Below are 12,659 nucleotides of genomic sequence, written 5' to 3'. Positions count from 1 at the left end.
ATGAAGGTGGCCATCGCCGGAGCGGGCGCCGTCGGGCGCTCGATCGCCAGGGAACTGCTACGCGGCGGGCATCGGGTGATGCTGCTCGAACGTCAGCTCGACCACATCGACCCCGCCGCCATCCCCGACGCGGTGTGGATGCACGCCGACGCCTGCGAGCTGTCGCTGCTCGAGAACGCTCAGCTCGAGACCTACGAGGTGGTGATCGCGGCCACCGGCGACGACAAGACGAACCTGGTGCACAGCCTGCTCGCCAAGACCGAATTCGGGGTGCGCCGGGTGGTCGCGCGGGTCAACGATCCGCGCAACGAATGGCTCTTCGACGAGTCGTGGGGCGTCGACGTGGCGGTGTCGACGCCGCGGCTACTCGCCTCGCTCGTCGAGGAAGCCGTGTCGGTGGGTGACCTGGTCCGGCTGATGACGCTGCGGCAGGGACAGGCCAACCTGGTCGAGATCACCCTGCCCGCCGACACCCAGCTGGCGGGCAAGCCGGTCCGGACCCTGGTCATGCCGCGCGACACCGCCCTGGTGACGATCCTGCGCGGCGGCCGGGTGATCGTGCCGCAGCCCGACGACCCGTTCGAAGGCGAGGACGAACTGCTGTTCGTCACGTCGGTGGAAGCCGAAGAGGACCTGCGCCTGACACTGGCCACCCACGGCATCAAACCGTAACTCCCCGAATACGGCTCACGATGCCTGAGCGGCGGTGCCGCTCAGGCGACCTGCAGCTCCGCGCGCAGCTTGTTCAGCGCGCGATGCTGCATCACCCGCACCACGCCGGGACTGGTGCCGATGGCCTCGGCGGTCTGCGCCGCGCTCCAACCGAGCACTATCCGCATGACCAGCACCTCGCGGTGGTTCGGCGCCAGCACCTGCATCAGTTCGCGGGTGGCCACGCCCCGTTCGCGGGCCAGGGCCCACTCCTCCGGGCCCGCCGACCCACTGGCCGTGTCGGGCAGCTCGGCCATCGGGTAGGCGGTGTGCTTGGCGCGGCGGAACGCGTCGGACACCTTGTTGGCGGCGATGCCGTAGACGAACGCCAGGAACGATTTGCCCTGATCGCGGTAGCGCGGGATGGCGGTGACGGTGGCCATCAGCACTTCCTGGGCGACATCGTCGGCGGTGACGGTCAGGTGGCCGGTGGCGCCCATCCTGGCCGAGCAGTAGCGCCGGACCAGCGGATGCACCAGGCGCACGATCTCGGCGACGGCGTCGCGGTCACCGGCCGCGGCGGGCGCGATCAGCGCGTCCAGCTCGGCCCCGATGCGCTTGCTCTCGGACAGCACGGAGGCGGAGTTCTTCGATGCGCCGGAGGGACGGTGCTCGGGAGCCATCATGGTCGCCGGTCCTTTCACGATCACTGCGTTTTGCGTACACATTGATCGTGCGACGAACTCGACGGCCGGACCAGGCACCCCAGGGTGGGTAGATCCCCACCTCCTGCGGCGCTTCGGCCACGGCTCAGGCGCGCGCGGAATCCGTTCCGGCGCGGGCGGAATCGGATTTCCCGACCGGCAGGTGACCGGCCCGGCGCACCGCCCACACCGTGACCACCAGCGCCACCGCCGTCAGCGGCCAGCCCATGCCGATTCTGGCCACCGCCAGCCAGGTGGTGTGGTCGGTGTCGTAGAGCTGCGACTGGACCAGGTAGCGGGCGCCGAACACGACCACCCACACGACCGTCGCCAGGTCGTAGAGCCTGCGAATGCGGCGATCGCCGCGCCAGGCGGTGCCGTGCCCGTTGAGGGCGCCCCAGATGACGCCGACCAGCGGCCACCGGAACAGGATCGACGCCGCGAACACGCCCCCGTACACCAGGCTGGTGTAGATGCCGAACAGGAAGAAGCCCTTGGCCTCCCCCGTCCGGGAGGCGATGAACGCGCACACGCCGACACCGAGGAAACCGGAGATCGCCGGCTGCACCGGGCTGCGGCGGAACAGCCGCCACCCGAGCACGCCCGCGGCCACGCCCAGTGCGGCCCAGATGGCCGCGGTGAGGCCCGCGACGGTGTTCACAGGGACGAACACGAGCACGGGCAGGGTGGAGTAGATCAGGCCGCTGATCCCGCCCAGCTGCTCGAGCAGGGTCTGTTGGGCCTGCTCGACCTCGCCGTCGATCTCGGGGTCGACCGGGTTATCAGTCGCCACCGGCAGCGCCACGGTGGGTTCGGGGTCCGCGGCAGTGCGGTACTCGTCGCTGGAGGGCATACGTCAGCTGTTCCCGCGCAATTCGTAGTAGGGGTTGAAGATCACCTTGCGGCCGTCACGGTCGCCCACACGGCCACGGACCAGGATGCGCCTGCCCGGTTCGATACCGGGAATACGCCTGCGACCGATCCACACGAGGGTGATCGCGTCGGTGCCGTCGAAGAACTCTGCCTGCACGGTAGCGCCCGCGGCCTTGGGACACGCCTCGACGCTCCGCAGCCTGCCCAGAATCGTAGCTTCTTCACCGCGACAACAGTCTGCCGCGCGCCGGGCTCCGGAGGCGTCGGCCGTCTCCGCCAGCTCCTCGGCGTCGAGCTGATCGATATCGGCGGTCAAGCGGCGCCCGAGTCGACGAAAATATCCCGAGTCCGGACCCGATCCCGACTTGTGTCCGCCCGTGGATGACGACATGGCACGCTTCTCCCGCTAGTTGGCCGTACACCGCCACTGTAGATGGGCAAACGGGCGGCCGCTACGCTCGGTCCGTGTTGCGCACCCCACCCCAGGTCACCGTGGTCGCCCTGCCCGGAACCGGATCCGACGCCGATTTCGCCGCCCGTGCGTTCGGACCGGCCGCAGCCGCGCACGGACTGGCGTTCCAGGCCGTCGAACCGGACCCGAAGGCCGTGATCGCGAGCTGTACCGCGGCTTTGGACGCCGCCGCAGCGCGCGGCCCCGTCCTGGCCGCAGGCATCTCCCTCGGCGCCGCGATCGCGCTCGACTGGGCAGCCGACCACCGCACCGCGGTGGTCGGTGTCATCACTGCATTACCCGCCTGGACGGGCGCCGAAACCGCCGCCTGCCCCGCCGCGCTGAGCGCCTCGGTTACCGCCGAGCAACTGCGTGCCGACGGACTGGACGCGGTGATCGCCCGGATGCGGGCCTCGAGCCCTGGATGGCTCGCCGACGCGCTCACCCAATCCTGGCGCGGACAGTGGCCGCACCTGCCGCAGGCACTCGACGAGGCCGCCGCCTACGCCTGGCCGACACTCGAACAGCTGGCGAGCAGCGCGGTGCCGGTGGCCGTGGTCGGCGCGAGCGACGACCCGGTGCACCCGATCGCCGTGGCCGAACAGTGGGCCGCCACCCTGCCGCAGGCGCGGCTGCATCGGGTGACCCTGGACGAGCTGGGTGCCGATCCAGCGGTACTCGGGCATGCCGGGTTAGCCGAATTGGACGCGCTGCTCCCCCGCCTCTCCGCGACTTTTGCCGGTCGCGACTAGGTGGCCCGCCTACTGACCGGGCTGGCAGTCGGGGATGGGTTGTGTGCTGGGCGTGCCCGGCGAGTTACCCATGTACACGCGAAATCAGTTGTCCTGCAGGATTGCCCGCTGCTTATCTCGCAGCGGGCACCTACCTAGTTCAGGCCGAGCTGTTGCATCGCGGACCCGTCCGCACCGCGGCGCGGCTCGTCGGGCAGCTTCGGGGGCAGCGCCGAGGTCGGCGGGGCCTGCGCGGCGGCGGCCTGCGCGGCCAGCGCCTGCTGCTGGGCCAGCACCTGCTGCTGGTGGGCGGCGGCCAGCTGTTCGGCCAGCTCCTGCGGCAGCACCACCGGGAGCGGATCGCGCACGGGCAGCGGTTCCTCACCGCGACGCACCACGGCATCGGCCAGGACCGCGCGCGCCGCGGTGATCAGCGGGCTGCGCTCGTCCACCGCGCCCGACGGGCCCGCGGCGACCAGGCGGATCATCCAGCGCGGACCGTCGACACCGATGAAGCGCAGATCGGCGCCCTCGGTGATCGCCTTGACCTCGCGACCCCACGGACCCTTCTCCACGGCGACGCTCGCGCCGTCCCCACGCAGCGATTCGGCCAGATCCGCGGCGACCGTGCGCCACTGCCCGGCCGACTTCGGCGCGGCGTAGGCGGCGACGGTGAGCCTGCCGTGCTCGGTGGCCAGATGCACCGCCTGCGGGGTCCCGTCCGGGCTCATCTCCACCTGCAGCTGCCCGCCCTCGGGCACGGGGATGACCACCGACCCCAGATCGAGGCGGCGCGCGATCATCTCGTCGGAGACCTCGCTGATGTCGTACGGGCCTGCGGCGGCATCCGGCTCGTGGTCGAAATTGCCGTAGATGCGCTCGTCGGTCGGCGCGTCGTCGAAGTCCAGGTGCGCGAAGTCGGGACGCTGGAACTCGTCGGTGTCGTACTCGTCGGAGTCCTCGAACTCGTCGGCCTCGTCGTAGTCGACCGCGTCGTCGTAGGCCGCGTACTCGTCCTCGCGCGGTGCGCGCTTCTTCTTGCCGAACAGACCCATTACGCCTCCTCGCCGGCCAGGCTGGCATGCCCGCCGCTCGACCCGTATCCGCCGGTACCACGGGCGGTCTCGTCGAGATCGTCGACCTCGGCGAAATCGACCAGCTCGACCCGCTGCACCAGCAACTGCGCGATGCGGTCACCGCGGCGCAGCTCGATCGCCGTGCGCGGGTCGTGGTTGATCAGGCACACCTTGATCTCGCCGCGATAGCCCGCGTCGACCGTGCCGGGGGTGTTGACCACCGACAGGCCCGCCTTCGCGGCCAAGCCGGACCGGGGATGGATCAACCCGACCGTGCCGACGGGCAGCGCGATCGCGATCCCGGTCCCGACCAGCACCCGCTCGCCCGGTTCGATGATCACGTCCTCGGTGGTACAGAGGTCGACGCCCGCATCACCCGGATGGGCACGCGTCGGCACAGGGATGCCGGGATCGAGCCGCCGCAGCGGAATCGGTGCAAGTGCGTTCACATCGGTCGAGCCTACGCGGTCGGCCCCGGACCTTCTCGCTGCCGCCCCAGCGTGGTGACCTAGTGTTGAGGGGTGCCCGACCAGCCCCATTCGCCGACCACCGACACCGCAGACACCGACCGCCCCGCGCCCTCGGCGCACGGCGCCTCGCCCTACCGGGAACGCCTGTGGGTGCCGCTGTGGTGGTGGCCGATCGGTTTCGCCATCGCGGGCCTGCTGGCCGCCGAGATCCACATGGGAGCCCCCGGCGTGCGCGCCTGGCTGCCCTACGTGCTCCTCGCGCCGGTACCGGTCTGGATTCTGTTGTGGATGAGCAGGCATCGCCTGGAAGTGACCGTCGCGCCCGACGGCGCCGCGGAACTGCGCGTCGACCGCGCCCATCTGCCGGTGGGCTTCGTCGCGCGCGCCGCGGCCGTCGCACCGACGGCCAAGAGTGCGGCGCTGGGCCGACAGCTCGACCCCGCCGCGTATGTGCAGCACCGAGCCTGGATCGGCCCGATGGTGCTGCTGGTTCTCGACGACCCGGACGACCCGACGCCGTACTGGTTGCTCAGTACGCGCAGGCCGGACCGGGTCTTGGCCGCGCTCGGACTCCCGAGCGCGGGCTGACCCGTCGCGTCGCCTAAGCGGCGCAGTCCATGCAGATCAGCTGGCCGCCCTTCTCGCTGGCCAGTCGGCTGCGGTGGTGCACGAGGAAGCAGCTCGAACAGGTGAACTCGTCGGCCTGCTTCGGGACCACCCGAACGCTGAGTACTTCGTCGGACAGGTCCGCGCCGGGAAGCTCGAACGATTCCGCTGTATCGGATTCGTCGATGTCCACGACGGCGGACTGCGCCTCGTTGCGGCGGGCCTTCAGCTCCTCGAGCGAATCCTCCGACACTTCGTCGGATTCGGTGCGCCGCGGTGCGTCATAGTCGGTTGCCATGTCGTCTTCCCCTCAGTCCTTACTCCGTATATCCCGGATCAGTTCGATTGCCGTACCCCGCAGGGGTCCGGCGTTCGTACCGCCCCGCCGGTGGTGCACCTCACACGTACACCGGTCGCCTATCAGGGTCGATCGGCGATCGATCACTCCGACAGCGTTCGGTTAACGCAGGACATGCCCTTGTTGTTCCCGCGACCGACCACCGTTTCACCGGTGATTATTCGATCTGGGCGGGCAGACAATAGCGGACCTACGGACAAATGTCGCAATCAAAACCCGGCCGAGTCGAAACCGACGACGAATCTTCACCTGCCGGGAAACTCGCCGAGACATCCCGCACCCGCACATGGCCGCCGGGCTCGTAGAGTGAGCGCGTGGTTTCACTGATCACCGAAGGCAGCGCGACCGATCGCGACGGCAAACCCTTCCCGCGACGGCGGCCCGAGGTCTGGCTTGCGCTGGTCCTCGTGCTGGCTCTGGTGAGCCTGCTCGTCTGGATCACGGCGTTTCGCACCCATGACGACAGCAACGAGCCGATGGCCTGCAACGCACCGAGCACGCCGACGGCCACCAACGCGGCCCAGCCCGCGCCCCTCGGCACGCGGGTGGGCCCCGCCCGCCTCGACGAGGTCGATCCCGCGGCACTGGCGGAGTCGAAGGTCAGGGTCTTCAACGCCAACGGCAAGAGCGGTCAGGCCGGCAACATCGCCTCCGCGCTGGGCGACCTCGGCTTCGCGGGCGCGCCGGGGACACAGGTCGGTAACGATCCGGTCTATGTCAGCGGCGACCTCAATTGCACCGGGCAGATCCGCTTCGGCGTCAACGGCAGGCCGGCGGCCGCTTCGGTCCAGCTGATCGCACCGTGCGCCGAACTGATCGAGGACCCGCGCACCGACGACTCGGTCGACCTGGTCCTCGGCCTGGCCTTCGGCGAATCGCTGCGGCCCGGCGCCGACGCCGAGGCGGTCCTGCGGGCACTGAAGAACCTGGCGCCCGGCGCCAGCTCGTCGTCGATCGACCCCGCGCTGATCGACGCCGCCCGCGACGTCAAGTGCTGAACCGACGACGTTCCCGGCGCTGACGCCGGGAACGTCGTCGCGGTTCAGTCCGGCAGCGACTCGGTGGCGCCGACGCGCTCGAGCAACGCGGTCAGCTCCCCGGCCACTCCGGGAGCGGCGACGATCGTGATCTCCCCCGCGGCACCGCCGACGGTGACCTCGGGGACGCGCACGACAGCGCCCGCCTCGGCGGCGATCAGCGCACCCGCCGCCCAGTCCCAGGCGTTGAGGCCGTGCTCGTAGTAGGCGTCCAGTTCGCCCGCCGCGACGTGGCACAGGTCCATGGCCGCCGCACCGAGCCTGCGGATGTCGCGGATCTCCGGCAGGATCTCGGTCAGCAGCTGAGCCTGCCGGGCCCGGCGCTGCCTGCCGTAGGCGAAGCCGGTGGCCACCAGCGCCACCGCCAGGGAGTCCTCCCTGGCACAGGTCAAGGTCGTGCTGGTGCCGTCGGCACGCACCGCCGTGGCGCCACCGCCACGCGCGGCGCTGTAGGTGGTGGCCGTCGCCACGTCGACCACCGCGCCCGCGACCGGACTGCCGTCGCGCACCGCGGCCACCGAGACGGCGTAGCCGGGCAGCCCGTACAGGAAGTTGACGGTGCCGTCGATCGGGTCGACGACCCAGGTGACAGTGCCCGGCGCACTCGCCCCGACATCGCCGCCGCCCTCCTCGCCGAGGATCGCGTCGGCGGGCCTGCGCACGGCGAGCAGCCCACGGATCAGCTGCTCGGACTCCGTGTCGACGACGGTGACGGGATCGGTGACGTGTCCCTTGGTGGCCACGGCGCCCTCGGCGGGACCACCGTCGGCGAACACCTCGGGTCTGCGGGCACGCACGTGCGCGGCGGCCGCTTCGGCGAGTTCCACGGCGAGCGAACGCAACTCGTCGTAATCGGCGGCGACGGTGGGGGCGGTGGTCTCGAAGGCTGCGGGTTCGGGCACCACTCCATGCCATCACATGCCGGGTCGACTCGCCCGGGACGTGACTACCGCTACTCTTTGTCAGGCACATCGACCGCACCAGCGAGGGGTTGAACCATGTCTGCTCGAGGGCACGCCTTCGGTATCGATATCGGCGGCAGCGGCGTCAAGGGCGCGGTGGTCGATCTGGCCACCGGCACGCTGACCCACGACCGAATCAAGATCGCCACGCCACAGCCGTCCACCCCGGACGCGGTCGCCGGTGCGGTGGCCGAGCTCGTCGCGCAGGCGCAGTGGGACGGTCCGGTCGGCCTGACGCTGCCGTGCGTGGTGCTCGACGGACACGCCAGGACCGCCGCCAACGTCGACCACGGGTGGATCGGCACCGACGCGCGCTCGCTGTTCGCCAAGGCGCTGGACGGGCGCGAGGTGACGGTCCTCAACGACGCCGACGCCGCGGGCCTGGCCGAGGACAGCTACGGCGCCGCCCGCGACCTCACCGGGCTGACGCTGCTGCTCACCTTCGGCACCGGCATCGGCTCGGCGCTGATGTACAACGGCACCCTCGTGCCCAACTCCGAGCTCGGCCACCTGGTGGTCACCGGCGCCGAGGCCGAGCACCTGGCCGCCGCCTCGGTGAAGGACCGCGAGGAGCTGACCTACCCGCAGTGGGCCGAGCGGGTGAGCACCGTGCTGGGCCACATCGAGGACCTGTTCTGGCCGAGCGTGATCGTGGCGGGCGGCGGCATCAGCCGTGATCACGACCAGTGGATACCCTTGCTCACCAACCGAACTCCGGTGATTCCGGCCGTTCTGAAGAACACCGCGGGTATCGTCGGCGCCGCCATGGCCATCGATTCGGGCATCGCGCCGTAGCGCGGCGCGCAGGGCGGCGCAACGCCTCGGTGGCATCGTGCCATGAGTACCCTGGTTGGATCGTTACAATGGAACACGTCCGGCGGTGAGCCGGTGAAACCTTCCGGCCGCGGCCGGTCGCGAGAAGACCGGTGAACATACCGGCTTCACCCGACCGACGCACCGCCGGTGCAACCCGACCGACCGCTCCGCCGGAAAACCACTCTGGCGTGACGCCGCACGAGACCGTCACGAAAGGGCGTACGTGGTAGCCACGAATACCCGTCAGACCGCCGACTCGGCCGACGCCGACGCCGACGCCACCACCACGGCCAAGAAGGCGCCGGCCAAGAAGGCCGCCGCCAAGAAGGCGCCGGCGAAGAAGGCCGCTGCCAAGAAGGCACCGGCGAAGAAGGCTGCCGCCAAGAAGGCACCGGCCAAGAAGACCGCCGCGAAGAAGGCGACCTCGGCCGAGGGTGGCGAGGAACAGCTCGACGACGAGGCGATCGAACTCGACGATCTCGGCGATCTCGAGGTCTCCGAGGACGAGCTCACCGACGGCGACGCCCTGGTCGAAGAGGTGGCCGAGGACACCACCGAGGAAGCCGAGACCGAGGAGCCGTCCGAGAAGGACAAGGCCTCCGGCGATTTCGTCTGGGACGAGGAGGAGTCCGAGGCGCTGCGTCAGGCGCGCAAGGACGCCGAGCTCACCGCCTCCGCCGACTCGGTGCGCGCCTACCTCAAGCAGATCGGCAAGGTCGCGCTGCTGAACGCGGAGGAGGAGGTCGAACTCGCCAAGCGGATCGAGGCCGGCCTGTTCGCCGCGGAGAAGATGCGCGAGTTCGCCGAGGCGGGCGAGAAGCTGTCGGTGACCACCCGCCGCGACTTCAACTGGATCGTGCGCGACGGCAACCGCGCCAAGAACCACCTGCTCGAGGCCAACCTGCGCCTGGTCGTCTCGCTGGCCAAGCGCTACACCGGTCGCGGCATGGCGTTCCTGGACCTGATCCAGGAGGGCAACCTCGGTCTGATCCGCGCGGTCGAGAAGTTCGACTACACCAAGGGTTACAAGTTCTCGACCTACGCGACGTGGTGGATCCGCCAGGCCATCACCCGCGCCATGGCCGACCAGGCCCGCACCATCCGTATCCCGGTGCACATGGTCGAGGTCATCAACAAGCTCGGCCGCATCCAGCGCGAGCTGCTCCAGGACCTGGGCCGTGAGCCCACCCCGGAGGAGCTGGCCAAGGAAATGGACATCACGCCGGAGAAGGTGCTGGAGATCCAGCAGTACGCGCGTGAGCCGATCTCGCTGGACCAGACCATCGGCGACGAGGGCGACAGCCAGCTCGGTGACTTCATCGAGGACTCCGAGGCCGTCGTCGCGGTCGACGCGGTGAGCTTCACCCTGCTGCAGGATCAGCTGCAGTCGGTGCTGGAGACGCTGTCCGAGCGTGAGGCGGGCGTGGTCCGGCTGCGCTTCGGCCTGACCGACGGTCAGCCGCGCACCCTCGACGAGATCGGTCAGGTCTACGGCGTGACACGCGAGCGCATCCGCCAGATCGAGTCGAAGACGATGAGCAAGCTGCGGCACCCGAGCCGGTCGCAGGTGCTGCGCGACTACCTCGACTGACCGCACAGGCTCCGCGAGGCCCGTATCCATTCATCCGGATGGATACGGGCCTCTTTTCATTTCCGAACAAAAATGCCGAACGGTCTGTATTGCCAATAAACCGGATACGGTAACCTTTTCGTGATCAAACGCACAGTGCTGAATTGCACTGTGAACGCCGCGGATTCGCGATCTTCACCGTATTGTCACAGACAGTTTTTCGTTCTACCGCCGCCGGTCTCCGGTACGGCATTGAGGGTTTTCGCGGCGTGCTCGACATCTATCACTTCAGCTACGGCTGGTTCACCCCCGTTCTCGCGTATTTCATGTCCGTCACCGGCTGCCTGCTCGGTCTGCAGTGCGCGGCCCGCGGCCGCAACGCGGTGGAGGGACGGGTCGGCTGGCTGATCGGCGCAGCGATCGCCATCGGCGGAACCGGCATCTGGGTCATGCATTTCATCGCCATGCTCGGTTTCACCATCCGCGGCGCGGAGATCCGCTACGACCTCCCCCTGACGCTGTTCAGCGCGGTCACCGCGATGGTGGTGGTCGGAATCGGGCTGTTCATGGTCAACAAGCCCCAGCCGACACTGCGCTCGCTGCTCGCGGGCGGCACGATCACCGGCCTCGGCGTCGGCACCATGCACTACACCGGCATGTACGCGATGAAGTCGACGGCGACGGTGTCCTACGACCCGAAGATCGTCACGCTGTCGATGGTGATCGCGGTGGTGGCTTCGATCGTGGCGCTCTGGTTCACGTTGCGCGTCAAGGGTTTTCTCGCGACGGTGGGCGCGGCGATCATCATGGGTGTGGCCGTCACCGGAATGCACTACACCGGTATGGCCGCCATGCACGCCCACTCCAACCATCACGCCGCGCCGCCGACCGGCTCGGGCGCGATGGATCTGCTGGCGCCGCTGATCGGGGTGAGCAGCATCGTCACCATGCTGGTGCTGATCAGCGTGAGCCTCACCGAGATCGAGAACGAGGAGGCGCTGCCGCGGATGTGGCTGACCTCCCGGCATCAGCCGAAACCCCATCGGCGGCAACCGATTCCGCCCGCTCCCCTGCCCCCCGCGCCCGGCGCGCCGACGCGCGAGCACATCGAGTACCGCACCGAGGAACTGGTCTACGACGGCGCGGGCAGCTGGCCGCGCCGGGTCGTCGACTGATCAGCTCGCCGCCACATCGGCACGGCGCCGGGTGAATTCGACGGCCGGCTCGACGACCCTGGCCGCGATCGGTCCGAGAATCGCCATCAGCAGCACATAGGCCGAGGCGAGGGCGGCCAGCCGCGCGTCGGCCTTGCCGTAGGCGACGGCCAGACCCGCGATGACGATGGAGAACTCGCCGCGCGCCACCAGCGCGGCGCCCGCCCTGGCGCGGCCCATCCGGCGGATCCCCTGCCTGCTCGCCGCCCACCAGCCGACGGCCACCTTGGTGCCGGTGGTGACCACCGCCAGCGCGACCGCCCAGCCGAACACCTGCGGCACCGCGGCCGGATCGATCGACAGCCCGAAGGCGACGAAGAAGATCGCGGCGAACAGATCACGCAGCGGCTCCAGCAGTTTCGCCGCCTCGCGCGCGGTGGAACCGGAGATCGCGATGCCGAGCAGGAACGCGCCGACCGCGGCCGAGACGTTCAGCGCCGAGGCCGCGCCGGCCACCAGCAGCGCGGCGCCGAGCAGTTGCAGCAGGAACACCTCGCGGTCGGCGCTGTCGAGCACCGCCGAGACCAGCCTGCCGAAGCGCAACGCCACCACCAGCACCACCGAGATGGTGGCCAGGGCGATCGCCAGCGACACCAGCCCGCTGAGCAGGCTCAGCCCGGCCAGCATCATCGTCAGGATCGGCAGATACACCGCCATCGCCAGGTCCTCGAAGACCAGGATCGACAGCACGACCGGCGTCTCACGGTTACCGAGGCGGCCCAGGTCGTCGAGCACCTTGGCCACGATCCCCGACGACGAAATGTAGGTGACGCCGCCGAGGACGACGGCGCCGGTCACGCCCCAGCCCAGGATCAGCGCCACCGCGACGCCGGGCAGCGCGTTGGCCACCATATCGAGCACGCCCGCCGCCCAGGAGCGCCGCAGACCCGTCATCAGCTCGGGGGCGGTGTACTCCAGCCCGAGCAGCAACAGCAGCAGCACGACGCCGATCTCGCCGGCCAGGTGCCCGAACTCGATGGCTACCTCCAGCTCGAAGAATCCCCCGCGCCCGAACGCCAGCCCACCCAGCAGGTACAGCGGGATCGGCGACATCCCGAACCGGCCCGCCACCCGCCCGAAGATGCCTAGCGCGAACAAGATCGCGCCGAGCTCGAGCAGAGCCAGGGCCTGCGAGATCAC

Annotated in this window: 15 protein-coding genes; 7 read left to right on the top strand and 8 right to left on the bottom strand. The window is 69.7% G+C overall.

Going from position 1 to position 12,659, the window contains the following annotated elements:
* Window positions 1-672 carry a potassium channel family protein gene (locus ACFVAV_RS08440; protein ID WP_379032054.1) on the top strand — a complete coding sequence of 224 codons (672 nt, stop codon included), beginning with the start codon at window positions 1-3 and terminating at the stop codon, window positions 670-672.
* A 41-nt stretch (window positions 673-713) separates the two neighbouring features.
* Here the strand turns inward: ACFVAV_RS08440 and ACFVAV_RS08435 are convergent, their stop codons facing one another.
* From ACFVAV_RS08435 to ACFVAV_RS08425, 3 genes are all read right to left on the bottom strand, one after another.
* Complete coding sequence (locus ACFVAV_RS08435) at window positions 714-1,334, bottom strand: sigma-70 family RNA polymerase sigma factor (RefSeq protein ID WP_379033530.1); 621 nt, start codon at window positions 1,332-1,334, stop codon at window positions 714-716.
* 127 nt (window positions 1,335-1,461) lie between these two features.
* Window positions 1,462-2,208 carry a DUF3159 domain-containing protein gene (locus tag ACFVAV_RS08430; protein ID WP_379032051.1) on the bottom strand — a complete coding sequence of 249 codons (747 nt, stop codon included), beginning with the start codon at window positions 2,206-2,208 and terminating at the stop codon, window positions 1,462-1,464.
* Window positions 2,209-2,211: 3 nt separating this feature from the next.
* Window positions 2,212-2,619 carry an OB-fold nucleic acid binding domain-containing protein gene (locus tag ACFVAV_RS08425; protein WP_189023975.1) on the bottom strand — a complete coding sequence of 136 codons (408 nt, stop codon included), beginning with the start codon at window positions 2,617-2,619 and terminating at the stop codon, window positions 2,212-2,214.
* A gap of 74 nt (window positions 2,620-2,693) precedes the next feature.
* Between ACFVAV_RS08425 and ACFVAV_RS08420 the strand changes: the two genes are divergently transcribed.
* Window positions 2,694-3,431, top strand: a complete 738-nt coding sequence (locus tag ACFVAV_RS08420; RefSeq protein WP_379032047.1) for an alpha/beta fold hydrolase — start codon at window positions 2,694-2,696, stop codon at window positions 3,429-3,431.
* Window positions 3,432-3,565: 134 nt separating this feature from the next.
* On the opposite strand, the gene ACFVAV_RS08415 is transcribed toward ACFVAV_RS08420, so the two are convergent.
* Both ACFVAV_RS08415 and dut read right to left on the bottom strand, forming a co-directional pair.
* Window positions 3,566-4,459, bottom strand: coding sequence for a DUF3710 domain-containing protein (locus ACFVAV_RS08415; protein WP_379033528.1), 894 nt, complete (start codon window positions 4,457-4,459; stop codon window positions 3,566-3,568).
* Between the two features lie 5 nt (window positions 4,460-4,464).
* A complete protein-coding gene (gene dut, locus ACFVAV_RS08410) occupies window positions 4,465-4,935 on the bottom strand; it encodes a dUTP diphosphatase (RefSeq protein WP_218716944.1) in 471 nt (156 codons plus the stop codon).
* 72 nt (window positions 4,936-5,007) lie between these two features.
* Between dut and ACFVAV_RS08405 the strand changes: the two genes are divergently transcribed.
* The gene (locus ACFVAV_RS08405; RefSeq protein WP_379032045.1) at window positions 5,008-5,544 is read left to right on the top strand and encodes a DUF3093 domain-containing protein; all 537 of its coding nucleotides are present in this window, start codon (window positions 5,008-5,010) and stop codon (window positions 5,542-5,544) included.
* 13 nt (window positions 5,545-5,557) lie between these two features.
* Here ACFVAV_RS08405 and ACFVAV_RS08400 read toward each other — a convergent pair whose 3' ends face one another.
* Window positions 5,558-5,860 (bottom strand): DUF4193 domain-containing protein, encoded by a 303-nt coding sequence (locus tag ACFVAV_RS08400; protein WP_218716942.1) that lies wholly within the window; start codon window positions 5,858-5,860, stop codon window positions 5,558-5,560.
* A 374-nt stretch (window positions 5,861-6,234) separates the two neighbouring features.
* On the opposite strand from ACFVAV_RS08400, the gene cei reads away from it, so the two are divergent.
* Entirely contained in the window at window positions 6,235-6,918 is a 684-nt protein-coding gene (gene cei / locus ACFVAV_RS08395; RefSeq protein ID WP_379032042.1) for an envelope integrity protein Cei, read from the top strand.
* Window positions 6,919-6,962: 44 nt separating this feature from the next.
* Here the strand turns inward: cei and ACFVAV_RS08390 are convergent, their stop codons facing one another.
* A complete protein-coding gene (locus tag ACFVAV_RS08390; protein ID WP_379032038.1) occupies window positions 6,963-7,859 on the bottom strand; it encodes an inositol monophosphatase family protein in 897 nt (298 codons plus the stop codon).
* Between the two features lie 96 nt (window positions 7,860-7,955).
* On the opposite strand from ACFVAV_RS08390, the gene ppgK reads away from it, so the two are divergent.
* From ppgK to ACFVAV_RS08375, 3 genes are all read left to right on the top strand, one after another.
* Window positions 7,956-8,714: a polyphosphate--glucose phosphotransferase gene (gene ppgK, locus ACFVAV_RS08385; RefSeq protein WP_379032035.1), complete on the top strand. Its 759-nt coding sequence runs from the start codon at window positions 7,956-7,958 to the stop codon at window positions 8,712-8,714.
* Window positions 8,715-8,958: 244 nt separating this feature from the next.
* Window positions 8,959-10,326: an RNA polymerase sigma factor gene (locus ACFVAV_RS08380; RefSeq protein ID WP_379032032.1), complete on the top strand. Its 1,368-nt coding sequence runs from the start codon at window positions 8,959-8,961 to the stop codon at window positions 10,324-10,326.
* A 248-nt stretch (window positions 10,327-10,574) separates the two neighbouring features.
* Complete coding sequence (locus ACFVAV_RS08375) at window positions 10,575-11,480, top strand: MHYT domain-containing protein (RefSeq protein WP_379032029.1); 906 nt, start codon at window positions 10,575-10,577, stop codon at window positions 11,478-11,480.
* On the opposite strand, the gene ACFVAV_RS08370 is transcribed toward ACFVAV_RS08375, so the two are convergent.
* On the bottom strand, window positions 11,481-12,659 hold the full coding sequence (locus tag ACFVAV_RS08370) for a cation:proton antiporter (RefSeq protein WP_379032026.1): 1,179 nt from the start codon (window positions 12,657-12,659) through the stop codon (window positions 11,481-11,483).

Origin of the sequence: Nocardia sp. NPDC057663, assembly GCF_042799895.1 — a bacterium.
GTDB lineage: Bacteria > Actinomycetota > Actinomycetes > Mycobacteriales > Mycobacteriaceae > Nocardia.
Note: the sequence above shows the minus strand (reverse complement) of the source record. Positions and strands in the feature narration are given on the sequence as shown.

Excerpts from the sequence above, each read along its gene's own strand:
- ACFVAV_RS08440 (WP_379032054.1), top strand. The coding sequence starts at position 1 with ATGAAGGTGGCCATCGCCGGAGCGGGCGCCGTCGGGCGCTCGATCGCC.
- ACFVAV_RS08435 (WP_379033530.1), bottom strand. The coding sequence starts at position 1,334 with ATGGCTCCCGAGCACCGTCCCTCCGGCGCATCGAAGAACTCCGCCTCC.
- ACFVAV_RS08430 (WP_379032051.1), bottom strand. The coding sequence starts at position 2,208 with ATGCCCTCCAGCGACGAGTACCGCACTGCCGCGGACCCCGAACCCACC.
- ACFVAV_RS08425 (WP_189023975.1), bottom strand. The coding sequence starts at position 2,619 with ATGTCGTCATCCACGGGCGGACACAAGTCGGGATCGGGTCCGGACTCG.
- ACFVAV_RS08400 (WP_218716942.1), bottom strand. The coding sequence starts at position 5,860 with ATGGCAACCGACTATGACGCACCGCGGCGCACCGAATCCGACGAAGTG.
- ppgK (WP_379032035.1), top strand. The coding sequence starts at position 7,956 with ATGTCTGCTCGAGGGCACGCCTTCGGTATCGATATCGGCGGCAGCGGC.